Below are 24,325 nucleotides of genomic sequence, written 5' to 3'. Positions count from 1 at the left end.
CTTCTTCACTGTCATCCGCTATCCGCTGGCGGATTCTCCCGCGGAGTCAGAGGCAAGAAAGATTGCGAATAGAGCACTACACTGAGTTATATATGAATGCTCTAATCCAGAGGCGCCCATGCTGATCAAGGACTGCGATTCACGGGAATACGACCTGCTGGTGCTCGAGGTGCTGGCGCAGGATGCTGCGCTTGCCGCGCCCGAGCGCCACAAGGTGCTGGAGGCCCTGCGTGCGATACGTGCCCGTCAGGCGCGTCGCCGTGCGCTGGCAAGCCAGCTGGATGCCTTGTTGGGGACGCGGGATGATTGGGTCGTGCTGCATGATGTGCGGCTGGCGCAGGCAGAGGGCGTGATCGAGATCGATCACCTGCTGATCAACAGCCTCATGCAGGTCTGGGTGCTGGATGCCTCCTGTTTTGATCTGACGCTCTCGATCACCCCCTTCGGTGAGCTGTTGGCCCATAGCGGACGAGTCGCGCAGGGCGGCGAGACACCCTCAGGCGAAGATGGCGTCATGGCGCATGCCGTGACGCCGTGTCCCTTGCAGGCGATCCCTGAGCGTAGCCGCGCCATCGTGCAATGGCTGGAGGCCTCCTCGTTGTTGCCTGTGCGCCTGGGGATGACCCTGCAGCCGCAATTGCGCTATCGCATCGTGGTGGCCGATGCGGCTCAGGTCAGCCGGCCGCCGGAAGATATCGTGGACAGTCGTGCGCTGCTGTCCTTCGCGCGCCTCAAGCGTCAGTGCCTGCAGGTGAGCGGCAAGACCGCTTACGTGACACGGCTGCGCAGTTTTACCCACCGCCTCGATCAGCGCCGCCTGCGCCAGCTGGGGCGCGCCATCGCCACCCAGCATGTGGCCCCCAACACGGATTGGGTGGCGGAGCTGGGCCTGGCCGCTGGCACGCGCGCGACGGATGGCGACGCTGCCACTCAGGTATCCCCGCTGGCCTATCTATGGCAACCGCCGCTATCGCCTGAAGAACTGGCGCGGGCCTCAGGCGATAGCGCTGCCATGGCGGCAGAGTCCGATGACATGGAAGGGGCGTCGGATGACACGACGCTGGCGGTCCAGCGTGGCGTGACATCTACGGCTGCCCTGAAACGGCAGTGCGGTTTTGGGGGCCGAGGGCTGCAGGCCGCGCATTGGCAGCCCGGGCACCAGGCTCTGGATCAGGATGGCCGAGAAGGCCCCGCTAGCCCGCAGGCGGCAGGCGAGCAGCCGGGTGCTGCGGCCGACAATCAGCAAGGCGCGTCTTCCGCCCAGTCGCAGGATGAGGAAGGCTTGCCGCGCTGTCAGGGCTGTCGGCGATGGCTTTCCACCCAGAGTGTCGACTTCTGTCGCCAGGCAGATCAGGCACGCGCGCTGGGCGGGCGCCTGCTCTGCAAACGCTGTCGCGACGCCTCATGCCAGTGAGGCAGCAGCACGGCGCTATCCTCAAGTTCAGGCTTTCAGCTTCGGGCTTCTGCCTCAGCCCTCTGTCCTAGCCCTTTATCCTCCCAGCCCTATGGCCCAGCACTTTGGCCCAGTCTGGCGTTCCAGGGCGTGGTGTGTGGCATGACGGGGCCCCAAGGCGTCAATTTTCTTTTCAACTTCTGATTGTTTTTCTCCAGTGCAATCAAGCCACTGCATCAACCAGGGCGTACAGATCAGTCGTTGCGATGTTTTTGATGTTGCAGTGCAACAAAGACTGTCTTATGCTGCGTTGCAGCGAGGATGGAACCTGGTCGATAGCACTATCTGACCGCGACGGCTCGATAGTGACGGCTTGATAATGATGGCTCGGTCACTACGGTGCACCAGCCCGGTTCAGTCCTGATAACCGAACGGAGCAACGCTCCGGTTCATTTCAGCGTGATGCCAATACCCTGGAGGGTGCCTACATGTTCAATGCCAACTTCGAGAAGTCCGCTCAGCAGTTCGACGATATGTTCCTGTCTCCGCTGCGTGCGTTCAGCGCCCTGAGCATCGATTACAGCGAGAAGCTGATCGGCGCACAGATGGAACTGACCAAGTCCTATGCTGATGCTTCCCTGACCCAGGCGCGTTCCATGCTCGAGATCAAGGACAGCGAAGGTCTGAAGAACTTCGTCAAGGAGCAGCAGGAAACCGTCAAGACTCTGGGCGAGAAGCTGCAGAACGACACCCAGAAAGTGGTCGAGCTGAACCAGGAATACGCCAAGAAAGGTCAGGAACTGGCAGAAAGCAACGCCAAGTCCGCCTCCGAGGCCATGCAGAAAGTCGCCAAGTAAGCGACTGCTGCCGACGCTCTCAGGCGAGCGTCCCCAACGCCCATCCGGTCTTCCGGGTGGGCGTTCGCGTGTCTGGGATATCGCTGAGCAGGTGGGGAGGCGCGCGACGCTAGCGGCGAGCGCTGCCTTGGGCCACAATGACCTGCCACGCCGCCGGTGATTGCCGGCGGCATTTATTCGATCAGTGACAGGTGATAGACATGGCACAGGCCACAGCGCGTCATATTCTCGTTTCCAGCGAAGAACAGTGTGCAGCTCTCAAGACCGAAATCGAGAACGGCCGCGATTTCGCTGATGCCGCTCGCGAGCACTCCTCCTGCCCGTCCGGCCGCAGTGGCGGCGACCTGGGTGCCTTCGGCCCGGGCATGATGGTCAAGGAATTCGACGAAGTCGTGTTCAGCGCCCCGATCAACACCGTGCAGGGCCCGGTGAAGACCCAGTTCGGTTATCACCTGCTGGAAGTCACCAGCCGCACGTGAGCCTTCTGTCACGCTCATGAGATGTCATGAGCGTGTGGCAGGATGTGACGAAAACGCCCCGACCATCACTGGTCGGGGCGTTTTTTGTGTCGCTCGGAATGTCAGCCTTCCTGTGCGTCAGGCACTTGGCTAGACCTCCTGATAGAGCTGGCTGCCTTCACGCTTGAACTTGTCGGCCTGCTCCTGCATGCCGGCCATCACGCTGTCGGCATCGCCGGTCAGACCATGCTCATTGGCGTAATCGCGCACTTCCTGGGTGATCTTCATCGAGCAGAACTTCGGCCCGCACATGGAGCAGAAGTGGGCGACCTTGGCCGAGTCCTTGGGCAGCGTCTCGTCGTGGAAGCTGCGCGCGGTGTCCGGGTCCAGGCCCAGATTGAACTGGTCTTCCCAGCGGAACTCGAAGCGTGCCTTGGAGAGCGCATTGTCACGGCGTTGCGCGCCCGGGTGGCCCTTGGCCAGATCGGCGGCATGCGCGGCGATCTTGTAGGTGATGATGCCGGTCTTGACGTCGTCCTTGTTGGGCAAGCCCAGGTGCTCCTTGGGGGTCACGTAGCAGAGCATGGCGCAGCCGAACCAGCCGATCATCGCGGCACCAATGCCGGAGGTGATGTGGTCGTAGCCCGGGGCGATGTCGGTGGTCAGCGGGCCGAGGGTGTAGAAGGGCGCCTCGTCACACTCGCTGAGCTGCTTGTCCATGTTCTCCTTGATCAGGTGCATCGGCACGTGACCCGGGCCCTCGATCATGACCTGGACATCGTGCTGCCAGGCGATCTTGGTCAGCTCGCCAAGCGTCTCGAGCTCACCGAACTGGGCGGCGTCATTGGCATCGGCCACCGAGCCCGGGCGCAGGCCATCGCCCAGTGACAGGCTGATGTCGTAGGCCTTGCAGATCTCGCAGATGTCCTCGAAGTGACGATAGAGGAAGCTTTCCTCGTGATGTGCCAGACACCACTTGGCCATGATCGAGCCGCCGCGCGAGACGATGCCGGTCACGCGGCTGGCGGTCAGCGGCACATAGCGCAGCAGGACGCCGGCGTGGATGGTGAAATAGTCGACGCCTTGCTCGGCCTGCTCGATCAGCGTGTCGCGGAAGATCTCCCAATCGAGGTTCTCGGCCACGCCATCGACCTTCTCCAGCGCCTGATAGATCGGCACCGTGCCGATGGGCACGGGAGAGTTGCGCAGAATCCATTCACGGGTCTCGTGGATGTTGGCGCCGGTCGAGAGGTCCATCACGGTGTCGGAACCCCAGCGGATCGCCCAGGTCATTTTGTCGACCTCTTCCTCGATGGAGGAGGTGACCGCCGAGTTGCCCAGGTTGCCGTTGACCTTCACCAGGAAGTTGCGGCCGATGATCATCGGCTCGCTTTCCGGGTGATTGATGTTGGCGGGAATGATGGCGCGGCCGCATGCGACTTCCTCACGCACGAATTCGGCGGTGATCTCGTCGGGCAGGTTGGCGCCGAAGCTGTGGCCCGGGTGCTGGTGGCCCAGAATGCTCTCGACGGATTCGCTGCCCTGATATTCCTCACGCAGCGCGATACGACGCTGATTCTCGCGAATCGCGATGTATTCCATCTCCGGGGTGATGATGCCCTGGCGCGCGTAGTGCAGCTGGGTGACATTCTTGCCCGGCAGGGCACGACGCGGGCGGTGGTCCAGCTCGAAGCGCAGGGACGACAGGCGCAGGTCGGCCTGGCGCACGCGACCATATTCACTGCTCAGCTGATTGAGCTGTTCGGTATCACCGCGTTCCTCGATCCACTTCTCGCGCAGCGGCGCCAGGCCCCGGCGGATGTCGATCTCGACCGCCGGATCGGTGTAGGGGCCGGAGGTATCGTAGACGACGATCGGCGGGTTCTCTTCCAGGCCGCTGGAGGTCTGGGTCGGCGAGCAGCCGATCTCGCGCATGGGCACGCGGATGTCCGGACGGGAGCCTTCGATATAGATCTTGCGCGAGCCGCTCAGCGGCGCGATGGCGGCGGCGTCGACTCGTGCTTCGCTGGCGAGATGGCGGCTGCCATCCTTGCGACCGGCGCGCGCGCGTGCCTTGGGGGCAGCCTCAGGCTGCGAGGCGAGCGGTGACTCGGCGGCGTTGGTGGCTTGCGGGTCTTGTGTCGTCGGGGCAGTGCTCATGCAGGTCTCCTCAAAGGGCGACGTCACGGCTGACGTCATCATGGGAAGACCGTGCGCAGGGAGAGGATGGTCGTCGCCGACTCCTTGCCAGCAGGTGGCCCGGGAGCGAGGCGGCCGCGCGCAGCGGCTGGCCATCAGCTTGATTCCTACGCCGGTCCTAACCGGTTCAGGTTCCACGGGACCCCTTGCTGGCAAGCTCGCGCGTCAGGGCGGCGAAGCATGCATGCAGGATCTCAGCCGGTTCCACCGGCACCCCGTCAAGCGTGTGCAGATTTCAATGCGAGGGTGTTGCCCGAAGCGTCAGGCTTGCCACGGGGAGCATTCTCGCATCCAGGCTCTGTTGGCCTGTCAGTCGTGCCATCCATGGGGATGGCGTCATCCCGAGCGGCTCATGGCGAGTGCCGGGACGTCAGTCTGTGATGACTCAAGCGCGATCGAGGCCCATCTGCCAGAAGTCGATCTCGAGTCGCGTGGCGTCCCGGAAGACATCGACCAGCTCACCCAGTCGGCGCTCCGAGGCCTCCGAGAGGCGCGCATCCAGCCATTCGCGCTCGGCTTCGACGGCTTCCTTGAAGTCATCGCTTGAGTACATCGCGATCCAGTCCGCGTATGGGTTGTTCTCGATCTCGGTGGTGTCCTGATCGAGCAGCCACTCGGCGATCTCGCCGTAGCCGATCAGGCAGGGCGCGAGCGCCACGTGCAGATCGAGCAGGTCGCCGCGCTGGCCGCAATCGAGCACGTAACGGGTATAGGCCAGGGTGGCGCGGGATTCCGGCAGCTCGCTCAGGTCATCCTCGCTGATGCCCCACTCGCTGCAGTAGCCGATATGCAGATCGAGCTCGGTATTGAGGATGGTGTCGAGACTGGCCGTGGCCTGACGCAGCTCCGCGAGGGTGCGGCTCTTGTAGGCGGCCAGCGCCCAGGCACGCGCGAAGTGGATCAGGAACAGGTAGTCCTGCTGCAGGTAATGGCGGAAGGACTCCTCCGGCAGACGACCTTCGCCCAGCTGGCGAACGAAGTCGTGCTCGAGATAGTCACGCCATTCCTCGGCGCAGGCACTGGTCAGGTCGTTGAAACTAGGCATGACGCATCCCTCGGTGAGCGTGCTGACGACCCGTAATGGGGCGGCAGGTCTCTGGCGCAAGCGTGGCCAGTACCGGAACAGGAGCAGGGGAAAAGCGGGGGAGGTGCCGACAGTCACCGTGAGAAAGTGGTGACGATATCGAGTGGCATCGCTTCGCGCTTGATCCCTACGCCGGTACTAGCCGGATCAGGTTCGGCGGGATCGTCATTCACGCAAGGACGTTGCCTGCGCATGACATCTCAGCCGGTCTTACCGGCACCCCGTCAAGCTGTGACATGTGAGTCACGATGCAGCGAGTGTAACAGCCCTGCGGCGTAGAAGAAGGGCAGTGTGAGCAAAAATGCATACGACTTTGGGAGGCATGCCGAACCTGTGATGAGCCTCAAGCGGGCTTATTTATGGAAAGTCTCAAGCGGCAAGGTCGGCCATGAGTGCCGGCAGGTGGCGCGACAGTCGCGCAAGGTCACGCGGCTCATCGACATCCCAGCTGGTCGGCAGGCAAGCGGCCGTTCTCCCCGCCCGGGCCAGCAGCGCCAGAGTGTCCCGGCAGACATGGGCATGGCTCCAGTGGGGCAGCAGGAAGGCTTGCGGGCAGGGCGCCTTGAGGCCGATCAAGCCATAGCCACCATCGTCGGTGGGCTGCAGCACCGCGTCGTGAGTGCGCAGTCTGTGGGCTGCCTCGCGCAGCCGCTGGCTATCCAGCGCTGGCAGGTCGGAGCCCATCAGCAACACCGGCCCCTCGGGCAGATGTCGGGCCATGGCCCGGGACATTCGCTCACCGAGCTCCCCCTGCGGCTGTGCCTCGAAGGTGAGGTCGGCAGTGGCATCGACAACGCTTCGCAGCCGGGCTTCCAGCGCTGCCCGCAGAGCCGCCTGTTCAGGTGCCTGACTCGACGGCTCGGCAGAGGGCGTCAGCATCACCACGACCTTGCCGAGGCGCGCGGCGCAGGCGTGGTCAACGATATGGCTCAGCATCCGCGCATAGAGTCGAGCTGCGCCCTCGGGGCCGAGTGCGGGGATCAGGCGTGTCTTGCAGTGGCCGGCGATGGGCAGGCGACCGAAGATGATGAGAGTCGGGCGCACCTCTGACGCGGCATCAGCGGTGGGCAAGGTAGGCAACACCGCATCACGCATGTGGCATGCCGCGCTGCTCACAGGCCTGCGCCGCGGCGCGATAGCCGTAAAGGCGTGCCAGGCGTGCAGGGGAGACGCCACACCAGGCCGCCAGCCGCAGTCCCCACATCTTGACGATGGTGCGCCAGACGCCGTGGGTCTCCCAGCGTCGACCGCTGGTCGTGACACGCGCGGTCAGGTTCATTGGCGGGGTCAGATGCTTGAGATGGGCACTCAGCCAGATATCTTCCATCAGTGGCATGTCGGCAAAGCCGCCGATGGCCTCGAAGGTCGAGCGCTTCACGAACTGGGTCTGGTCGCCCGTGCTGATGCTGGTCAGCCGCGAGCGCAGATTCATCATGGCGGCGATCATCGGTAACCACGGCGACTCGCCCTTGATGCTGACATCGAAGCGGCCCCAGTCGCTGCGGCGATGCGTCGTGATGGCCTCCTTGAGCAATGCCAGCGCATTGTCGGGCAAGTCGGTATCGGCATGCAGAAACAGCAGCCATTCTCCGCGTGCACGCGCGGCTCCGGCATTCATCTGGCGTGCCCGGCCCGGCTCACTGCTCAGCACGGCATCACACAGCGGTCGGGCCAGTGAGGGGGTGCCATCCGTCGAGCCACCATCCACCACGATCACTTCACAGTCACCCCCCGCGCGCAGGCGACTCAGGGCAATCAGGGTTTGCACGATGCCGGCTGCCTCGTCATGCACCGGCATCACGATGCTCAGCCAGGGAGCGCGCGTCAGGTGCGTGCATGTGCTCGACAGGGAGTCCCGGCTGGCGGACGTCCGTGATGCTGGGGGTGGCTGCTGGTTCATGGCGGCAGGCTCCGACGATGGCGTATTCGTTGGATCATACGCAGGAGTTCGTAGGCTGGATGCACGGGCGAGATAGGCTCTATCAGCGCGTCATCGTTCAATAAACGCTTGGCGTCGACCCAGTGTCGCTCCATGGCCACACAATGCCTAGCTGGCCATTGGGTGCATGCGAGGGCACAGGACTACATTCCTGTAATTCGCAGGCGGGGCATGCAAGGCAGGTTTTCAGTATCTGTAGCAGGCAAGCGCTGCATTCATCGGCCCTATTTATAGGCCCTCTCCATAGGCCCTCTGCCAAGCAGCTCCTGGAAAGAGAGCCTGAAGAGAGTGCTTGGACAAGAGGGCTTGGAGAGAGCGCGTGAATAAGGGCCAGGGCCTCGATTATCAAAAGCCCGTTCTGCTGGAGGTCAGGCCATCAATCGAAGGTGAGGCGATAGAGGCCAGCCGCGCCGCTATCCGAGGTGAAGTACAGGCTGCCATCAGGGCCGAACAGAACATCGAGCGGGCGAATCCAGCGCTGACCGCTGCTGCTGTCCTGCAGGCCGGTCAGCACTGGCACCAGGCGTGCTTCAGTGTCTGGCGTCGCCAGCTTGAGGCCCAGCAGGCGAGGCTCACGGCGGCTGGCCGGGTCACCCGCGGCGTTGCCGGAGGGCGCCGTGCCCCAGCTGCCGTGGACTGCCACCACGACATCCATGTCTGCCGCCAATGGATGCTCTGGCGTTACCACCGCGATTCCCATCGGTGCACTGCGAGCGGGGATCTCGGCCAGCGGCGGCGCAATCTCGTCACGCTCACGCGGTGAATCGCTCGTGATGCAGTCATCCGCCTGCCAGCGGCCATCGACCCACTGATACCAGGGCATGCCATGGAAGCTGCCTTCGCGGGCAGCAACCACCAGTTCGCGGGGTTGCTCATAGCCCCAGTGGTCGGGGCCGTTGTTGGTAGCCAGCAGACGCGGCTCATCTTCCCTACCTGGCTGCCAGGCGAGGCCTACCGGGTTGCGTAGCCCGCTGGCCCAGGGCTGCCAGTGCGGCGCATCGCCGGATTCCTCAAGGCGCAGCACGCCGCCGCGGCGTTCACTGAAGGAGTAGCCCTGCTCGCTGCCTGCGAGGTATTGATTCGAGCAATTGCCCTGGATGCCCAGCGCCAGATAGAGGCCACCATCCGGCCCGAGACTCAAGGTGCGCGAGTTATGGCCACCGCCGCCGGGCAGGGCGATCAGCTCACGAAAGTCATCGCGGGTGAGAGACTCGCCGGGTGAATAGTCGGCGACCAGCAAGGCTGCAGTGGTCGCGACATAGAGCTTGTCACCACGCACCACCAGCGAGTGAGGGTAGCCCGACAGTTCGACCAGCGTCTTCACGGCAGGGAGGCTGCCGTCCGGCGTCAGCTGAGCGCGATAGACACGCTCGGCCCGCGAGCCGATCAGCAGTTCGCCAGCATCAGTGAGGTGCAGCATGCGTGGACTGTCGAGCGAGGCCAGCCGCTCGAGCGTGGCGCCCTCAGGCAGCTTGAGCGCAGGGGCATCACTGGGCACTTGCTGAGCGCTCACCAGCGACAGCGAGGAAGCGGCCTCTGTCTCTGCCTCTGCCTGGGCAGGCAGAGACAATGCGAGACAGGCCGCCGCGGCACTTGCGACCAGGCGTGTCGCCAGACTTGCCGGCAGGCGTGTCGATACTGCCCGGGGCAAGGAGGGGCGCCGGGGCGATGAGCTTGTGAGGTGAGCGGTGTGAGTCTCGATCGGCATCCTTGCCTCCTGTCATTGAGCCATGCGCATTCAGTCTGGGAGCTGATGGCTTGATCCGCCAGTGTTGCCCTCAGCCGCGCTTGCTGGCCTTGCGGCGATGCTTGAAATAGCGGCGCCAGCCCTTGAGCGAGAAGAAGGAATAGGTGCGCGCGTAGAAGCGGGCTTCCTGCCAGCCCGGTTGTTGCTCCATTTCCTGCGGGCTCTTGCGCCAGCGCTTGTATTCCCACTGATACTGGGCCGGCGCCAAGGCGATCGCCGCTTCCACCGAGGCATTCACCCCGCGTGCCGAGGCGACTTCCTCTTCGCAATAGACTCCCTCATCCGCAGCGAGGAAGTGGATGGCGAAGCCATGGCCATCTTCCAGACGCTGGGCGACACCGGTGACGACGCGGGCATCGGTTCTCGCCACCAGCTTGGGCAGCAGGGTGGCGGTATAGGCGGGGCGGCCATAGAAGTCGGCGAAGACGCCGCTGCCACGGCCCGGCTCCTGATCCGGCAGTATGCCGATCGCTTCGGCGCGCTTGAGTGCCTTGAGCAAGGCAGCGACGCCACGCGAGTTGGTGGGCACCAGGCTCGCACCCATGCGCTCACGGCCATTGCGGATGATCGGGTCGAGGCGTTCGAACTTGGGCGGCTCGTACATGGCGGTGAACGGGAAGTGGCTGGAGAGCCAGAAATTTAGCACTTCCCAGTTGCCGAAGTGTGGCGCCAGCACGATGACGCCGCGCCCCTCGGCGCGCGCCTCGTCGAGCAGGTTGCGGCCGTGGACCTCGAGAATCGAATCGCGCACGGCGTCTTCATCGCCCAGCCACACCTTGCCCAGTTCCAGCATGGTGGCGGTGGAATGCGCGAGGCTGTCGCTCGCCAGACGCGCGCGCGCCTGGCTGTCGAGCTGCGGGAAGGCCTGGCCCAGATTCTGGCGCGTGACCCGGCGCTCGCGGGGATTGCACAGCTGCACCACACGCGCCAACGGGCGCGCCAGCCACCAGAGCTGGCGGGTGCTGAGCCCGGACAGTCGTTGCCACAGACAGGCCACGGAGTTGGCCTTGAGAGGAGTCAGGCGCTGTTCCATGGCCTGTTCGAACCGCTTGAGAGTCTTGTCCATCGTCACACGTGAAGTTCCGGTGGTCTGGCGTGAAAGATCGCGCCTGTCTGACGCGAAGGCAGGCGCCGTGACATCGTCAGGTGTCGCGGTGCCGCACTCGAATGATGCTCATTGTGCCAGAGGGGGGCGGTGCCTGCAGGCTCCATCGTGGCAGGCGCCAGACACTGGCGCGGGGTATCATTCAGCACTCAGACAGTCGCCACCTTCGATACGTTCACCTGCTGCGGAATCACCCCTGCCGCCGTGGTGTCGCGCGTGGCGGCGAGTTGTCACCGCCAGTCGTGTGGTGACGTCGATCCTCATCGCCAGTGTCCCTTGCCGCGGAGCCCTGATGTCAGCCCCTGATTCCCCCGTTCCCTATCCGCCTTCAGATACTGTCTGCCCGCTGTGTGAGGCGTCCCAGAGCCAGCATGTACTGCACCTGGTACAGCGACGCAGGCCATGCCCCGAGACCGGTCAGCGACCGCCCGCCGACGAGCGCGATTACCTGCGCTGCCCGGAATGTCATCTGCTGTATCTGGCGCCATCCCAGCGCCTGGATGCCAGGGCAGAGCAGGACATCTACGACCAGCACGAGAACGACCCGGCAGACCCGCGCTATCGAAGCTTCCTGGCCAAGCTCTTCACGCCGATGTGCGAGCGGCTCGCGGCCGGGGCCCGCGGGCTCGATTTCGGCTGTGGGCCAGGGCCTGCCCTGGCGCAGATGTTCGAGGAGGCGGGCCATCCGATGGCGCTGCACGACCTCTATTATCATCCGAACCCGTCAGCGCTCACCCGCCAGCATGACTTCATCGTCAGCACCGAGGTGATCGAGCATCTCTACGCGCCGGGCGAGGTCTTCCGCCAGTGGTTGCGTTGCCTCAGGCCCGGCGGCCTGCTGGGGGTGATGACGCAGCCCGCCTCGGATGATCCGGAGGCGCTCAGGCGCTGGCACTACCTGCGTGATCCGACGCATGTGTGCCTGTTCAGCCCGGCGACCTTTGCCTGGCTTGCGCGCACGCACGGACTCGAGCTTGAGCAGGTCGCCAACGACAGCGTCATCTTCCGCGTGCCCCAACCCGCCTGACAAGAGCGCGGGGCAGGGCATGGGACAGGGCGCGGGACAGGGCATGGATAGAGCGCAGGACAGCGCGCAGCGACACCCAAGACGATATTGTCGCCAAATGACGCAAAAAGGCTTGGATTTGGCGCGGACTGTCACTATATTGCCCGCGCCTTGACGTATTCTCGCAGGGCAAATTCCCCCTCCCGACGATATCCGCACCTTGCGGCATTGGCTGATCGCTGACTGGCGGCCGGCCGAGGATCTGGTCATGCCCCGTCATCTGCTGTTGATGTCCCTTGCGCCCCTGCTCGGCCTTGCCTTGCTGGGGATCGGTAACGCCATGCTAACCTCGCTGGTCCCGTTGCGGCTGTCTGCCGCCGGCGTCTCGAGCGAGGCGATCGGCCTGATCAGCTCGGCCTACTATCTGGGCCTCGGGCTCGGCGCGCTGGTCAACGACCGCCTGCTGCTGCGCATCGGTCATATCCGCGCCTATGCCGGCTTCGCCTCGCTGGTGGCGGTCGCGGCGCTGGCCATGGGGCTGGGCGATCACCCGGTGGTGTGGTTCCTGCTGCGCATGATGATCGGCTGGTCGCTGGTCGGGGTGTATCTGGTCATCGAGAGCTGGCTGCTGAGCGCCGCCGACCCCGCCGTGCGCGGGCGTCTGCTGGCGCTCTACATGATCGTGCTCTACGGCGCTGGGGTGCTCGGTCAGCTGCTGCTGGGCGTGACCGCCATGCTGAGCCTCGAGGCGGCCTTCATGCTGGTGGCGATGCTGGCGGCGGCCTCGGTATTGCCGCTGGTGCTGCTGCCGCGCGTCTCGCCGCTGATCGAACAGTCCGAGCCCTTGAGTCCGTGGCGCCTGATTCGCATCACGCCGACGGGCGTGTTCGGTTGTCTGGCCTCGGGGCTGGTGGTGGCGGTCATCTACAGTCTGCTGCCTCTGGCGCTGGGCGATGGCGGCACCTTGAGCACCGCGGAGATCGGTCAGCGCATGGCGCTGGTGATTCTCGGCGGCATGCTGCTGCAGTACCCCATCGGCCGCTGGTCTGACAGCCACGATCGCCAGCAGGTGCTGATCATCCTGTCGGTCGCCATCGTCGGCTTCGCCGCCTTGCTGATGGGGCCGGCGCGCGAGGGCATCGCCCAGCTGACGGTGCTGTTCCTGCTCGGCGGTGCCGCCTTCACCCTCTATCCGGTGGCGGTCAGCCACGCCGCCGACCGTGCGCCCGCCGGCGCCCTGGTGCGCATGAGTCAGGGCCTGCTGTTGATCAACGCGGTGGGGTCGACCCTGTCACCGCCGGCGGTATCGCTGCCGATGGCCGAGATGGGCGCGATGCCCGGCATGGCACTGAGTCTGGCGGTGATGGGGGGCGGCATGCTGCTCTTCTTCGTCTGGCGACGCGTGATGCGTCCGGCGCCGCAGCCGTTGGCACCCTTCGAGACCCATGCCCCGCAGACGCCGCTGGGCACCGAGCTTGCGGTCGGGCCTGAACTGGTCGAGGCCGCCGAGGAGCACCTGCGTGACGCCGAGGCCGATGACCCGCTGGTCGAGGTCACGCGTGAGCTGGTCGCTGACATGCCGGAGCTGATCACGGATGCCTCGCTGGACAGCCTCGAGGAGATCGAGGTCAAGGAGGAGCAGGCGCTGCACGACGAGCAGGCCCTGACTGACGAGCAATCATTGCAGGACGCGCAGCGCCAAGTGCCGCCACGCGATGATTCGCCGCTGGCGCGCGACTGAGGGCCGCTGGTGCGGTGCTGTCCAGACCTGTCTGGCCGGGCCTTCCCGCCCGGGAATCAGCGTGCGGGATCGACCAGATTGCCCTGTGAGCTGTTGCGCCGGAACCAGCCGGTGACACTGGCGCGCGCCTGATGCGTCGGTAGTACCTCATGGGGGATCTGCTCGGAGAGGAAGCACACGAAGGTGCCGGCCTCGGGGGTGACGCGTGCCATTTCGCGGCTGTCATCCTCGGGGTCGTAGAGCACGATCTCGCCGCCGCCATCGCGCGGCCAGTCCTCATTGAGATAGAGCACGCTGGAGATCAGGCGATTGCCGCGGCCGCGAAAGCTGTCGAGATGCTTCTTGTAGAAGCTGCCGACCGGATAGTGGGCAAAGTGGGCCTCATACTCGAACAGCCCCAGATAGAGGGCACGGTTGAGCTCATCCTTGAGCACGTTCATCGCTTCCAGATAGGCGCGCTGGGCACGCGAATTGCGGTCCAGCCAGCGAATCGCGTCGCCGCGGATGTCCGGGCGCAGATCATGCTCGCGCCCGCGCCCGATACCCGCCGCCGTCAGTTGCTGCCGCGTCTCAAGCTCCGTCAGTTCATCATTGAGCTGACGAATGACCTGGCGCGGCAGGAAGTCGGGGCGCACGCTGTAGCCATGCTCGACCAGTTCATCGATCAGCAGGTTGAGTGCGACAGGGTCCAGCAGTGGGGCGGGTGCAGGTGCAGCGGGCATCAGGCGCTCCGAACGGGAAGTGGCGTGGCATCGTGGGCGAGGAGTTATAGTCCAGTGCCATTGTCGGTGCAATATCGTCGGGGCAATGACGAGCCGTTAGGCGGGAACGCACCTTGTCTGGTGCAGGAGCTCAGTAACTCAGGAGTTCAGGATCTTGAGCTTCAGGGCCGAGGCGGCACGGGGCGCGGCGGCAGATGGCGCAGCGGGGCACCAGGCGGTGGCGCTGCCTTGAGACTCACAGCATGGCCGAAGCCGATGGCCATCAGTTCGACCAGCATCATCGAGGACAGCCCCCACAGCACCTGGTCGGCCACGCGATAGCTGGGCACGTACCAGGTCTCGTCACCGACGGTGATCACATCGGTATGCTCGCGCTCGTCCTTGAGCAACATGCTCAGCGGCATCTCGAAGATCTGCTCGATCTCGCCGGGGTCTGCGCGCAGCGGCAGGTCGGCGGGAATGCGTCCGACAAAGGGCGTGACGCGCATGCCGTGCAGGGAAATCACGTCGCTCAGCTGGCCGAAGACCTCCACGGCGCTGGGCGGCAGCGCGACCTCTTCCTCGGCTTCGCGCAGCGCGGTGGCCAACAGATTGCTATCATCGGGTTCGGCCTTGCCGCCGGGGAAGGCCACCTGGCCGGGGTGCTGGCTGAGATGGCTGGCACGCCGCGTCAGCAGCAGCGTCGGTTCGGGCCGATCGATCAGCGCGATCAGGACGGCGGCGCGTGGTAGCTGGTGGTCAGTCGCAAGGGGTTGATGTGCTTGCAGGCGTTGGCGCAGGGCTTCTAGCATGTCGTTTCCTCGTAGGCATTCATCATGTGGCGCGAGGGTCCTGGCGGTCAAGGCGACTGCCATGCCGCTGGCCCCACCGCGCAACGAGGAAGCGGAGACGGGATGTCACTGAAGGGCGCCTTGAGATTTCATGGGAGAGCGAATGAATTATTGCAGTCACTGTGGTGAAACGGTGCGTCTGGCAGTGCCGCAGGGCGATGATCGTCTGCGCTACCTGTGTGATAGCTGCGGCACCATCCATTATCAGAATCCGCGCATCATCGCGGGCACCCTGCCGGTGCGGGACGGCAAGGTGCTGCTCTGTCGGCGTGCCATCGAGCCACGCCTGGGTTATTGGACCCTGCCGGCCGGCTTCATGGAGAACGCCGAGACCACCAGCGACGCCGCTGCCCGCGAGACGCGAGAAGAAGCCGGCGCCGAGGTCAAGCTGCAGGGGCTCTATACGTTGATCGACCTGCCGCATATCAATCAGGTCTACATGCTGTTTCGGGCCGAGCTGATCAGTGACTACTCGGCCGGCGTCGAGAGCCTCGAGGTGGCGCTGTTCGCCGAGGAGGAGGTCCCCTGGCAGTCACTGGCCTTCCCGACCATGGAAGTGACCCTGCGCCGCTACTTCGAGGACCGCCGCCACGGCGAGGGTGACGAGCATTTCCCGCTGCATCTCGAGCAGATCGACCTGGAAACCCGCGAGCACTTCTTCAACACCACCTTCCTGCCCGCGAGCTAGATCGTCTGGCCAATGCTGACCTCGCGTGCCTCGCTCTTCGGGGTGCGCGGGGTCAGAACGTTTCCAGTCGCCAGCAATCGAAGGCGACTTCTTCATAGGGGTGGGCGTCGCGCAGCGCCGCCACGGCAGCGGCGATGAGCGAATCGTCACATACCAGCTCTATCTTCAGTTCGGCGACGCGCTCCAGCGTGCCGCAGGTCCCGATATGCGGATTGGCGCTGGCCAGTGGCCGAAACTGGCCGGTGCCGCGTGTCTCGAAGCAGCAGGCCTCGTAGTCGCCGATGCGCCCTGCACCGGTGGCAAAGACGGCTTCCTTGACGTGTTCGGCGTCATTCTCCGGGACGAAGAACGCAAGCTTGTACATCGGATGACTCCTGGCAGAAGGGTGAGAGGGCGCTGTCATCAGGTGGCCCTGATCGACAGGGGTGCGTCAAGCGTGGCAACGGATGCTGGCAGTGCCTGCGTCACGCTCCCGGATGATGGCATAATGCGCGCTGCAACGGCCAAGGACATCGCCATGCTCAAATGGATCAATATCTCACTGCTGCTGCTGCTGGCACTGCTCCAGTATCGGCTGTGGTGGGGCGAAAATGGCATCACCGAATTATTCGATATTCGCGCACGCGTGCAGCAGCTTTCCAAGGAAGATGCGGTGCTGGACAACCGCAATCAGCGGCTCGGTGCGGAAGTGGTCGACCTCAAGAATGGTCTGGCGGCCATCGAGGAGCGTGCACGCAATGACCTCGGCATGGTGCGCAAGGACGAGCAGTTCCTGTGGGTGCCCAATGTCGCGGTGCCGGAACGCAAGGCGCCATCACCCGATGAAGTGGCTGACGGTGCGCTGGAGGGCAAGGGCCTGGAAGGCGGGCTGCCCAAGGTGATCACGCCATGATGCCGACAGACGCCTCGCGCGAGCCCCGTCTGTGGTATCTGGTGCCGGCCGCCGGCGTGGGCAGTCGCATGCAGGCCGACCGCCCCAAGCAGTATCTGGAGCTGTCGCCCGGGGGCTGCGTGCTGGAGGCGACGCTGGCGACACTCAAGCGCGCGCTGCCCGAGGCAGGACTCTGTCTGGTGCTGGGCGCCGACGATGGCTATTTCTCGCCATCGATGGTGCCGTGGCAGGACTGGCTGCGCGCCGATGGCGGCAGCGAGCGTGCCGACAGCGTGCTGGCAGGCCTGGATTGCCTGAGCCGCCACGCCCATGACGATGACCTCGTGCTGGTGCACGATGTCGCGCGCCCCTGCGTTCGCGAAGCCGATATCCATGCGCTGGTGGCGACCGCTCGTCGCAGTGCCGATGGCGCCATCCTCGCGGCCCCCGCCAGTGACACCATGAAGCGCGCCGCGCCGGCCGGCGACTCCCGCCCGCATGGCGATGGCGATGGCGATAAAGAGCGCGCGCCGAGCATCGCGCACACCGAATCCCGCGTCGGCCTGTGGCATGCCTTCACGCCGCAGGCCTTCCCGCTGGGCCTGTTGCGGCGGGCGCTGCGTGAAGCGCTTGGGGATAACCCCGCGCTTATCACGGACGAGGCCTCGGCACTGGAGGCCTGTGGCCGTGCCCCCGTGCTGGTCGCCGCCGCCCGCGACAATCTCAAGATCACCCATCCGGAAGACCTCGCCATGGCGCGCCTGCTGCTGGCCGCGCGCGAGGCGCTTCCCGATAGCCCCCGGACATCTGCCTGACATGACTGAGCAATCTGCAACACCCGCTGCTGCCACTTCCTCTGCGCAATCCGCGACCTCTTCCCCGCAGGCTGGCCATGTGCCGATGGCCCTGCGCATCGGCCACGGCTTCGATGTGCATCGCTTCGGCGATGGCGATCACCTGATGATCGGTGGCGTGAAGATCGCCTACGAGCATGGCTTCGTGGCGCACTCCGACGGTGACGTGCTGCTGCATGCGCTGTGCGATGCGCTGCTCGGTGCCTGTGGCATGGGCGATATCGGCAAGCATTTCCCGGACACCGACAGCGAGTGGTCCGGCGCCGATAGCCGTGGCCTGCTGCGCCACGTGATCGGGCTGGTCAATGCCGCCGGTTTCGGGGTCGGCAATGTCGATCTCACCGTGATGGCGCAGGCGCCGAAGATGGCGCCGCACATCCAGGCGATGCGGGAAGTGATCGCCGAAGACCTGCGCGTGCCGCTGGCGGTCGTCAACGTCAAGGCCACCACCACCGAGCGGCTCGGTTTCACCGGTCGCAAGGAAGGCATCGCCGCCGAGGCGGTGGTGCTGCTGGGCGCGCTGCCGACCGCGGTCGGAGCCGAGCATGTCTGAAGTGAATGACATGTCTGAGTCGCCCGAGGCGGATGCGCTGTTTGCCGAGGCGCTGACGGCGTTGGACGCCGCGGGCAGCGAGGCGTGGGTCAAGGAAGCCGAGTTGATGCAGCGCTGGCCGCATGCGCATGGCGGCCCGCTGGGAGCCGGCGACTTCCGTCACACGCCGGAGGACTTCCGGGTCACCGAGCTGATGGACTTCGTGCCCGAAGGTCACGGCGAGCATCAGTGGCTGTGGGTCGAGAAACGTGGCCTGACCACCGATGAGCTGTGCCGTGAACTGGCCGGCCTGTGTGAGGTCGCGTCGCGTGATATCGGCGTGGCCGGTCTCAAGGACAAGCAGGCGATCACCCAGCAGTGGGTCTCCGTGTGGTTGCCGGGGCGTGAAGCGCCGCAGGATCTCAGCGATGCGCTGGCCGAGAAGGGCGTCCGCGTGCTGGCCAGCGTGCGTCATCCGCGCAAGCTCAAGCGTGGCGTGCATCGCGGCAACCGCTTCGCGCTGCGTGTCAGTGGTGAGGCCGTCGCGCATCCCGAGTTCGAGGCGCGCTGGCAGACGCTGATACGTGATGGTGTGCCCAACTATTTCGGGCCGCAGCGCTTCGGGCATCAGGGACATAATCTCGGCCGGGCACGTGCCGTGCTGGTGCGTGGCTGGCGCAAGCGTGATGACCGCAGCGGCATGCTGCTGTCGACCGCGCGCAGCTTCCTGTTCAACGAGGTGCTGGCTGCGCGCCTCAAGGCGCATTGCTGGGCGACGGCGTTGAGCGGTGAGGTGTTTGCGCTCAACGGGACGGGCTCGCGCTTCGTCACCGATGGCAGCGAGTCGGCCGAGACGCTGGCGCAGCGCCTGGCGAGTGGCGATATTCATCCCACTGGCCCGCTGTGGGGCACCGGACGGGCGGAGGCTCATGCGCAGGTCGCCCAGCTCGAGCAGGTCCTGGCCACGCGTTGGCCGCAGCTGTGCGAGGGGCTCGAGAAGGCCGGCGTCAAGGCGGAGCGTCGTCCGCTGCGCCTGATGCCCGGCAAGCCGCGTCTGGAGTGGGATATCACGCCAGAGCAGGCAAAAACCGAAGGTGGCGAGGCCAGTGTCTGGCTGCACTTCGATCTACCGCGCGGCAGCTTCGCGACGGGCCTGTTGCGTGAGCTGATCGCCCATCCGCTGCTGTAGTGCCGTCAGGCGATATGACGACTATCCGATGATTCGCAAAGGAGTGAGATGATGCGCAGGATTCTGCTTTCCAATGATGATGGCGTGCACGCTCCGGGGCTCAAGGCGCTGCATGACGCGCTGGCCGGGCAGGCACGCATTCGTGTGGTCGCGCCGGACCGTGACCGCTCAGGGGCCAGCAACTCGCTGACGCTGAGTCGGCCGTTGTTGCTGTCCGCGATGGAGAACGGCTTCTACAGCGTCGACGGCACGCCCGCGGATTGTGTCTACCTGGGCGTCAATGGGGTCTGGGACGAGAAGCCTGACATCGTGATTTCCGGCATCAACCATGGTGCCAACCTGGGCGATGACGTGCTGTATTCCGGCACCGTGGCCGCGGCGATGGAAGGGCGCTCGCTGGGCATGTCGGCGATCGCGATGTCACTGTGCGGCAAGACCCACTTCGAGACCGCTGGACGCGTGGCGGCGAGCCTCGTCGGCGCGGCCGAGACCCTGGCATTGCCGCCGCGCTCATTGCTCAACGTCAATGTGCCGGATGTGCCGTGGAGCGAGATTCGTGGTTTTCGCGTCACGCGTCAGGGCCACCGTGGCCCGGCGGGCGCCCCGATCGAGGTCAAGGACCCGCGTGGCCGTACCCGCTACTGGATCGCGCTGGCCGGCGATGGCATCGATGATGGCGATGACACCGACTTCGCCGCCATCGCGGCAGGCTATGTGTCCATCACGCCGTTGATGACGGATCTCACCTCCCACGGGGCGCGTCACGATGTGGCGCAGTGGCTCGAGGCGCTGACCTGAGCGACGTAGCGCCAGCCAAGGCTCAAGATTTCGCTGTGAAGTCCTCGTTCGAAGGATATGAATCAAGACCATGAAGGACGTGTATCAGAACGCTTTCCCGCTTGCGCAGTCAGACAGCGCAGCGGGAATCGCCGGGCCCTTGCATCTCAGGCGACCGGACACGGCGCAGCTGAGCGGTATCGGCATGACGTCCCAGCGCACGCGAGACCGCATGGTGGCGCGCCTGGAGGATGCCGGCATTCGCGATGAGCGGGTGCTGGAGCTGATGGCCAGTGAGCCGCGCCACCTGTTTCTCGATGAGGCGCTGGCGCACCGTGCCTATGAAGATACCGCGCTGCCGCTGGGGCAGGGGCAGACCCTGTCCCAGCCTTACATGCACGCCCGCATGACGGAGCTTGCCCTGGCGCAAGCGCCGCGCCCGCGCGAGGAGTGTCGGGTGCTGGAGGTCGGCACCGGTTCGGGTTATCAGACATTGCTGCTGGCGCGCCTGTTCGCTCGGGTGTCTTCGCTCGAGCGCATCGCCGTGCTGCATGCCAGGGCCGCTCAACGCCTTGGCTGGTTCGGACTCGACAATGTCGCGTTGCGCCATGCCGATGGTGGGCATGGCTGGCAGGACGATGACTCGGCATTTGATCTGATCGTGGTGACCGCCTGCGCACCGCATCTGCCGCAGGCGTTGTTGAAGCAGTTGGCCCCGCAGGGGGTGATGATCGTGCCATTGGCCGAGGACGACAGTGATCGTCAGTGGCTGACACGAGTGCGCCACGTCGGCGACACTCAGGATATTCAGCGGTTCGAGGCCGTGCGCTTCGTGCCGTTGCTCGAGGGAGTGATCAGGTGAAACGAGCTTTGAGCGTGTTCTTCAAGGGCGCTGGCATGGGGGCGGCGGATGCCGTGCCCGGGGTATCAGGCGGCACGATTGCCTTCGTGACCGGCATCTATGAAGAATTGATCGAGTCCATCAAGCGCTTCGGCCCCTCCGCCATCGGCGTATGGCGTGAGCAGGGCTTCAAGGCGCTGTGGCAGCATTTGAATCTGGCCTTTCTGCTGCCGCTGGTCGCTGGCATCTTCGCCAGCCTGATCAGCGTGGCGCATGTGGTGACCTGGTTGATGGAGGCGCAGCCGCTGCTGCTCAACGCCTTCTTCTTCGGGCTGGTGGTGTGTTCCGGGGTGGTGGTCGCGCGGCGTATCACCACCTTCCGGATGGGCTATCTGGTGTGGTTGGCGCTGGGGCTGGTGCTGGCCAGCAAGTTGCCCAGCCTGTTGCCCGCCGCCACCGATGCCTCCTGGGTGCTGGTGGTCGGCGGTGCCATCGCCATCAGTGCCATGCTGCTGCCGGGTGTCTCCGGCAGCTTCCTGTTGCTGACCATGGGCCTCTACGGCACGGTGATGACTGGCATCAAGAGCTTCGATCTGCAGCTGATCATGCTGTTCGGCAGCGGCTGCGCCATCGGGCTGTTCACCTTCTCGCGTTTGTTGTCGTGGTTGTTTCGTCATCATCACACCGCGACACTGATGCTGCTGACGGGCTTCATTCTCGGCTCGCTGCCGGTATTGTGGCCGTGGCGCACCATCACCGATTATCGTCTGGGACCCAAGGGTGAACAGGTTCCGCTGGATTACCACTTCATGATGCCGGATACCTATACCAGTGTGACCGGTGAGCCTGCCCAGCTGTGGGCGGCACTCGCCCTGATGCTGGCCGGCGTATTGCTTGTCTGGTTTGCCGGAGAGCGCTCCGGCCCGGATGACGACTCCAGCAATTCCCGCAAGGAGCAGGAACATGCGTGACAGGATGGACAAGGGAATCAAACTGACGTTGGCAGGTCTGGCGCTGGGTGCGCTGACAGCCTGCAGCACGGCGACCACTCGCCCGCAGGTTCAGGACCTCAACGCCGGCAATGCGCGTATCACCTCCGACACCTATACCGTTCAGCGCGGTGACACCCTGTATGGCATCTCCTGGCAGAGTGGCCAGGATTTCCGGGATGTGGCGCGCATGAACGGCTTGAATCCGCCCTACACCCTGCAGCCGGGGCAGACGCTGCGTCTGAACCCCAACACCCAGCTGCCGGCCAGTGCGGCGGGCGCTTCCGGCACGAGCGTCGCCTCGAGCGGTGGCGTTGTTGCCACGCCGATGGGCGGGGGCAGTGATGGTTCGATCGCCGGCGGCAGCGAACTGCCTGACTGGCTGGCACCGGATGAATCCGCCATGGCTCAGCAGCAACAGCGCACCAGCCAGGCCCAGTCGCTGACGACTGGCTCGGGTGGCGTGTCCTCGGCCGCCACCGGCGCCGCGGCGGCTGCCGGGCTGGGGCCTGTCTACCAGGAAGGCAGTGAAGAGGCACTCGCCGAGACGGCGCGCAACTCAGCCACTGACAGCGCAGAGCAGGCCAGCAGCAGTGCTGCGCAGGCCAGTAGCTCGGCCAGTCAGACAGCCAGTCAGACGGCCAGCGAGGCAGCTGCCAGTGCGGCCGCCGCCCAGGCCGAGGCGCGCAAGGCCGCCAAGGAAAAGGCCGAGCAAGCCGCCGCTGCCGCCGCAGCAGAGCGCGAGAAAGCGGCCGCTAGCGTGAAAAATGAGGCTGCCAAGGTTGAAAAGGGCACCAATGTCGCTGGCGAAACCGCCAAGGCTGCACCGGCCAAGAAGACCTATGTTCCGGTAAAAAACGTTGACTGGCAGTGGCCTACGCAAGGCGAGATCATCGGCAAGTTCGGCGAGTCCGAGAGTGTCACCGGCGGCATTGATATCGCTGGTCAAAAGGGGCAACCTGTCAAGGCAGCAGGGCCGGGAATCGTGGTCTACGCCGGAAGCGGAGTACGTGGTTACGGTAACCTCATCATTCTCAAGCACAACGACCGCTATCTGAGCGCCTACGCCCACAACGACACTCTGCGTGTATCAGAGAACGATGTGATCGACGCCGGACAGGTCATCGCCACTCTGGGAGCCACTGACGCTGAACGTGCGCAGCTGCACTTCGAGATTCGCGAGGATGGGCAGCCCAAGGACCCACTGAAATTCCTGCCTAAACGCTGATTCCCACCGCTGCCACAACAACAAGTTCCTGGCACCAGACCAGAGACAACGGGGTATCGACATGAGCATGCTGGAAAAGGATATCGATCAGGCTGAGGTTGAGTTGTCCCTTGAGGATGTCGAGGAGGACGACGATACGCTTGAGGCAGAAGCGGAAGAGGCGGCATTCGAACGCGCCTTGAATCGTGAAGAGCGCAAGCACTACCAAAGCCTGGATGCGACCCAGATCTACCTCAACGAGATTGGTTTTTCCCCGTTGCTCAAGCCCGAGGAGGAAGTCTACTTCGGGCGTCTGGCACAGGCGGGCGACCCCGCCGGTCGCCAGCGCATGATCGAGTCCAACCTGCGTCTGGTGGTCAAGATCGCACGGCGCTATCTGAATCGTGGTCTGTCGCTGCTCGACCTGATCGAGGAGGGCAATCTGGGGCTGATCCGCGCGGTGGAGAAGTTCGACCCCGAGCGCGGCTTCCGTTTCTCGACCTACGCCACCTGGTGGATTCGCCAGACCATCGAGCGGGCGCTGATGAATCAGACGCGCACCATTCGTCTGCCGATTCACGTCGTCAAGGAACTCAACATCTACCTGCGTGCCGCGCGCCAGCTGACCCAGAAACTGGATCACGAGGCCACCGCGGAGGAGATCGCCGACTTCCTCGACAAGCCGGTCGATACCGTCAAGAAGATGCTGGGGCTCAATGAGCGCGTGTCATCCGTCGACTACCCGATGGGCGGCGAGAGCGACAAGCCGCTGATCGAGACCATCGCCGACGAGAATGACACCAGCCCGGAGTCCAGTCTGGTAGATGTCGACGTCAAGGCGCATGTCGATGAGTGGCTGGCGGAACTGACCGAGAAGCAGATGGAAGTGGTGGTGCGCCGCTTCGGGCTGCGCGGTCATGAAGCCGCGACGCTGGAGGAAGTGGGCGAGGAGATCGGCCTGACGCGTGAGCGGGTGCGTCAGATTCAGGTCGAGGCGCTCAAGAAGCTGCGGCGCATGCTCGAGAAGCAGGGGCTGACGCTCGAATCCATCTTTGAATGATGCGCGGGCACAGTCGTCATGGCTGTCGATACCCTGATGCATGTTGCCAGTGAAAACGGCCCGCTCGTGATTCGAGCGGGCCGTTTTCATATTGTGTCATCATTATTCTGGCAGAGTGGGGGCATTCTGACGTACTGCGCTCAGTGCAGGGTGCCCCATGGCACTGTTGTCAATTTGGAAACGCTGTATCGTGCAACAAAGTTAGCCAACTAACTGGACGCCCAAAAGAGCGACGA

24 protein-coding genes and 2 riboswitches are annotated in these 24,325 nt (G+C 64.6%); of the genes, 15 read left to right on the top strand and 9 right to left on the bottom strand.

All coding sequences use genetic code 11. The annotated features are described in order from the left end of the window. Window positions 1–118 precede the first annotated feature (118 nt). The 3 genes from U0O11_RS13325 to U0O11_RS13315 all read left to right on the top strand — a co-directional run bounded on the left by U0O11_RS13325 (window position 119) and on the right by U0O11_RS13315 (window position 2,729). Window positions 119–1,414 carry a nuclease-related domain-containing protein gene (locus U0O11_RS13325; protein WP_225347124.1) on the top strand — a complete coding sequence of 432 codons (1,296 nt, stop codon included), beginning with the start codon at window positions 119–121 and terminating at the stop codon, window positions 1,412–1,414. A 467-nt stretch (window positions 1,415–1,881) separates the two neighbouring features. Continuing rightward, complete coding sequence (locus U0O11_RS13320) at window positions 1,882–2,250, top strand: phasin family protein (RefSeq protein WP_043331409.1); 369 nt, start codon at window positions 1,882–1,884, stop codon at window positions 2,248–2,250. Window positions 2,251–2,450: 200 nt separating this feature from the next. After that, entirely contained in the window at window positions 2,451–2,729 is a 279-nt protein-coding gene (locus U0O11_RS13315) for a peptidylprolyl isomerase (protein WP_043331408.1), read from the top strand. Window positions 2,730–2,858: 129 nt separating this feature from the next. Here the strand turns inward: U0O11_RS13315 and thiC are convergent, their stop codons facing one another. From thiC to U0O11_RS13285, 6 genes are all read right to left on the bottom strand, one after another. Next, window positions 2,859–4,868 (bottom strand): phosphomethylpyrimidine synthase ThiC, encoded by a 2,010-nt coding sequence (gene thiC / locus U0O11_RS13310; protein WP_225347123.1) that lies wholly within the window; start codon window positions 4,866–4,868, stop codon window positions 2,859–2,861. 126 nt (window positions 4,869–4,994) lie between these two features. Then, window positions 4,995–5,135, bottom strand: a riboswitch (TPP riboswitch). A 157-nt stretch (window positions 5,136–5,292) separates the two neighbouring features. Next, the gene (gene tenA / locus U0O11_RS13305; RefSeq protein ID WP_324690449.1) at window positions 5,293–5,952 is read right to left on the bottom strand and encodes a thiaminase II; all 660 of its coding nucleotides are present in this window, start codon (window positions 5,950–5,952) and stop codon (window positions 5,293–5,295) included. A 146-nt stretch (window positions 5,953–6,098) separates the two neighbouring features. After that, window positions 6,099–6,225, bottom strand: a riboswitch (TPP riboswitch). A 135-nt stretch (window positions 6,226–6,360) separates the two neighbouring features. Beyond that, window positions 6,361–7,086, bottom strand: a complete 726-nt coding sequence (locus U0O11_RS13300) for a TIGR04282 family arsenosugar biosynthesis glycosyltransferase (RefSeq protein ID WP_225347122.1) — start codon at window positions 7,084–7,086, stop codon at window positions 6,361–6,363. Next, window positions 7,079–7,789, bottom strand: coding sequence for a TIGR04283 family arsenosugar biosynthesis glycosyltransferase (locus U0O11_RS13295; RefSeq protein WP_225347121.1), 711 nt, complete (start codon window positions 7,787–7,789; stop codon window positions 7,079–7,081). Before U0O11_RS13295 ends, U0O11_RS13300 begins: the two co-directional genes overlap by 8 nt. A gap of 517 nt (window positions 7,790–8,306) precedes the next feature. Beyond that, window positions 8,307–9,638: a PQQ-dependent sugar dehydrogenase gene (locus U0O11_RS13290; protein ID WP_225347120.1), complete on the bottom strand. Its 1,332-nt coding sequence runs from the start codon at window positions 9,636–9,638 to the stop codon at window positions 8,307–8,309. Window positions 9,639–9,708: 70 nt separating this feature from the next. Next, window positions 9,709–10,743 carry a lysophospholipid acyltransferase family protein gene (locus U0O11_RS13285; protein WP_303595229.1) on the bottom strand — a complete coding sequence of 345 codons (1,035 nt, stop codon included), beginning with the start codon at window positions 10,741–10,743 and terminating at the stop codon, window positions 9,709–9,711. A gap of 331 nt (window positions 10,744–11,074) precedes the next feature. Between U0O11_RS13285 and U0O11_RS13280 the strand changes: the two genes are divergently transcribed. Continuing rightward, window positions 11,075–11,809 carry a class I SAM-dependent methyltransferase gene (locus U0O11_RS13280; RefSeq protein ID WP_225347118.1) on the top strand — a complete coding sequence of 245 codons (735 nt, stop codon included), beginning with the start codon at window positions 11,075–11,077 and terminating at the stop codon, window positions 11,807–11,809. Between the two features lie 247 nt (window positions 11,810–12,056). After that, window positions 12,057–13,529: an MFS transporter gene (locus U0O11_RS13275; protein WP_279835515.1), complete on the top strand. Its 1,473-nt coding sequence runs from the start codon at window positions 12,057–12,059 to the stop codon at window positions 13,527–13,529. A 56-nt stretch (window positions 13,530–13,585) separates the two neighbouring features. On the opposite strand, the gene U0O11_RS13270 is transcribed toward U0O11_RS13275, so the two are convergent. Further along, window positions 13,586–14,251, bottom strand: coding sequence for a 2OG-Fe(II) oxygenase (locus U0O11_RS13270; protein WP_225347116.1), 666 nt, complete (start codon window positions 14,249–14,251; stop codon window positions 13,586–13,588). Between the two features lie 161 nt (window positions 14,252–14,412). Next, window positions 14,413–15,042 (bottom strand): CoA pyrophosphatase, encoded by a 630-nt coding sequence (locus U0O11_RS13265; RefSeq protein WP_054555561.1) that lies wholly within the window; start codon window positions 15,040–15,042, stop codon window positions 14,413–14,415. Window positions 15,043–15,184: 142 nt separating this feature from the next. Between U0O11_RS13265 and U0O11_RS13260 the strand changes: the two genes are divergently transcribed. Next, the gene (locus U0O11_RS13260; RefSeq protein WP_054555560.1) at window positions 15,185–15,769 is read left to right on the top strand and encodes an NUDIX hydrolase; all 585 of its coding nucleotides are present in this window, start codon (window positions 15,185–15,187) and stop codon (window positions 15,767–15,769) included. Between the two features lie 52 nt (window positions 15,770–15,821). Here the strand turns inward: U0O11_RS13260 and U0O11_RS13255 are convergent, their stop codons facing one another. Further along, window positions 15,822–16,133, bottom strand: coding sequence for an NGG1p interacting factor NIF3 (locus U0O11_RS13255; RefSeq protein WP_166018843.1), 312 nt, complete (start codon window positions 16,131–16,133; stop codon window positions 15,822–15,824). 123 nt (window positions 16,134–16,256) lie between these two features. On the opposite strand from U0O11_RS13255, the gene ftsB reads away from it, so the two are divergent. From ftsB to rpoS, 9 genes are all read left to right on the top strand, one after another. Then, the gene (ftsB, locus tag U0O11_RS13250; protein ID WP_225347115.1) at window positions 16,257–16,661 is read left to right on the top strand and encodes a cell division protein FtsB; all 405 of its coding nucleotides are present in this window, start codon (window positions 16,257–16,259) and stop codon (window positions 16,659–16,661) included. Further along, window positions 16,658–17,455, top strand: coding sequence for an IspD/TarI family cytidylyltransferase (locus U0O11_RS13245; protein ID WP_225347114.1), 798 nt, complete (start codon window positions 16,658–16,660; stop codon window positions 17,453–17,455). Before ftsB ends, U0O11_RS13245 begins: the two co-directional genes overlap by 4 nt. 91 nt (window positions 17,456–17,546) lie before the next feature. Then, window positions 17,547–18,047, top strand: coding sequence for a 2-C-methyl-D-erythritol 2,4-cyclodiphosphate synthase (gene ispF / locus U0O11_RS13240; protein WP_276315245.1), 501 nt, complete (start codon window positions 17,547–17,549; stop codon window positions 18,045–18,047). Continuing rightward, window positions 18,040–19,215 carry a tRNA pseudouridine(13) synthase TruD gene (truD, locus tag U0O11_RS13235; protein WP_318527663.1) on the top strand — a complete coding sequence of 392 codons (1,176 nt, stop codon included), beginning with the start codon at window positions 18,040–18,042 and terminating at the stop codon, window positions 19,213–19,215. Before ispF ends, truD begins: the two co-directional genes overlap by 8 nt. Window positions 19,216–19,266: 51 nt before the next feature. After that, window positions 19,267–20,013, top strand: coding sequence for a 5'/3'-nucleotidase SurE (gene surE, locus U0O11_RS13230; RefSeq protein WP_043331401.1), 747 nt, complete (start codon window positions 19,267–19,269; stop codon window positions 20,011–20,013). Window positions 20,014–20,197: 184 nt separating this feature from the next. Beyond that, window positions 20,198–20,854 carry a protein-L-isoaspartate(D-aspartate) O-methyltransferase gene (locus U0O11_RS13225; RefSeq protein WP_225348164.1) on the top strand — a complete coding sequence of 219 codons (657 nt, stop codon included), beginning with the start codon at window positions 20,198–20,200 and terminating at the stop codon, window positions 20,852–20,854. Beyond that, window positions 20,851–21,804, top strand: a complete 954-nt coding sequence (locus tag U0O11_RS13220; RefSeq protein ID WP_225347113.1) for a DUF368 domain-containing protein — start codon at window positions 20,851–20,853, stop codon at window positions 21,802–21,804. The genes U0O11_RS13225 and U0O11_RS13220 overlap by 4 nt, the downstream gene beginning before the upstream one ends. Then, a complete protein-coding gene (locus U0O11_RS13215) occupies window positions 21,797–23,050 on the top strand; it encodes a peptidoglycan DD-metalloendopeptidase family protein (RefSeq protein WP_225347112.1) in 1,254 nt (417 codons plus the stop codon). Before U0O11_RS13220 ends, U0O11_RS13215 begins: the two co-directional genes overlap by 8 nt. A gap of 61 nt (window positions 23,051–23,111) precedes the next feature. After that, window positions 23,112–24,089, top strand: a complete 978-nt coding sequence (gene rpoS, locus U0O11_RS13210) for an RNA polymerase sigma factor RpoS (RefSeq protein ID WP_043331399.1) — start codon at window positions 23,112–23,114, stop codon at window positions 24,087–24,089. The last annotated feature ends 236 nt before the right edge of the window (window positions 24,090–24,325 follow it).

It is taken from the genome of Cobetia sp. D5 (genome assembly GCF_035666195.1).
GTDB lineage: Bacteria > Pseudomonadota > Gammaproteobacteria > Pseudomonadales > Halomonadaceae > Cobetia > Cobetia amphilecti.
Note: the sequence above shows the minus strand (reverse complement) of the source record. Positions and strands in the feature narration are given on the sequence as shown.

Coding starts and splice junctions, on each gene's coding strand:
- U0O11_RS13325 (WP_225347124.1), top strand. CDS start 119: ATGCTGATCAAGGACTGCGATTCACGGGAATACGACCTGCTGGTGCTC.
- U0O11_RS13320 (WP_043331409.1), top strand. CDS start 1,882: ATGTTCAATGCCAACTTCGAGAAGTCCGCTCAGCAGTTCGACGATATG.
- U0O11_RS13315 (WP_043331408.1), top strand. CDS start 2,451: ATGGCACAGGCCACAGCGCGTCATATTCTCGTTTCCAGCGAAGAACAG.
- thiC (WP_225347123.1), bottom strand. CDS start 4,868: ATGAGCACTGCCCCGACGACACAAGACCCGCAAGCCACCAACGCCGCC.
- tenA (WP_324690449.1), bottom strand. CDS start 5,952: ATGCCTAGTTTCAACGACCTGACCAGTGCCTGCGCCGAGGAATGGCGT.
- U0O11_RS13300 (WP_225347122.1), bottom strand. CDS start 7,086: ATGCGTGATGCGGTGTTGCCTACCTTGCCCACCGCTGATGCCGCGTCA.
- U0O11_RS13295 (WP_225347121.1), bottom strand. CDS start 7,789: ATGCCGGTGCATGACGAGGCAGCCGGCATCGTGCAAACCCTGATTGCC.
- U0O11_RS13290 (WP_225347120.1), bottom strand. CDS start 9,638: ATGCCGATCGAGACTCACACCGCTCACCTCACAAGCTCATCGCCCCGG.
- U0O11_RS13285 (WP_303595229.1), bottom strand. CDS start 10,743: ATGGACAAGACTCTCAAGCGGTTCGAACAGGCCATGGAACAGCGCCTG.
- U0O11_RS13280 (WP_225347118.1), top strand. CDS start 11,075: ATGTCAGCCCCTGATTCCCCCGTTCCCTATCCGCCTTCAGATACTGTC.
- U0O11_RS13275 (WP_279835515.1), top strand. CDS start 12,057: ATGCCCCGTCATCTGCTGTTGATGTCCCTTGCGCCCCTGCTCGGCCTT.
- U0O11_RS13270 (WP_225347116.1), bottom strand. CDS start 14,251: ATGCCCGCTGCACCTGCACCCGCCCCACTGCTGGACCCTGTCGCACTC.
- U0O11_RS13265 (WP_054555561.1), bottom strand. CDS start 15,042: ATGCTAGAAGCCCTGCGCCAACGCCTGCAAGCACATCAACCCCTTGCG.
- U0O11_RS13260 (WP_054555560.1), top strand. CDS start 15,185: ATGAATTATTGCAGTCACTGTGGTGAAACGGTGCGTCTGGCAGTGCCG.
- U0O11_RS13255 (WP_166018843.1), bottom strand. CDS start 16,133: ATGTACAAGCTTGCGTTCTTCGTCCCGGAGAATGACGCCGAACACGTC.
- ftsB (WP_225347115.1), top strand. CDS start 16,257: ATGCGCGCTGCAACGGCCAAGGACATCGCCATGCTCAAATGGATCAAT.
- U0O11_RS13245 (WP_225347114.1), top strand. CDS start 16,658: ATGATGCCGACAGACGCCTCGCGCGAGCCCCGTCTGTGGTATCTGGTG.
- truD (WP_318527663.1), top strand. CDS start 18,040: ATGTCTGAAGTGAATGACATGTCTGAGTCGCCCGAGGCGGATGCGCTG.
- surE (WP_043331401.1), top strand. CDS start 19,267: ATGCGCAGGATTCTGCTTTCCAATGATGATGGCGTGCACGCTCCGGGG.
- U0O11_RS13225 (WP_225348164.1), top strand. CDS start 20,198: ATGACGTCCCAGCGCACGCGAGACCGCATGGTGGCGCGCCTGGAGGAT.
- U0O11_RS13215 (WP_225347112.1), top strand. CDS start 21,797: ATGCGTGACAGGATGGACAAGGGAATCAAACTGACGTTGGCAGGTCTG.
- rpoS (WP_043331399.1), top strand. CDS start 23,112: ATGAGCATGCTGGAAAAGGATATCGATCAGGCTGAGGTTGAGTTGTCC.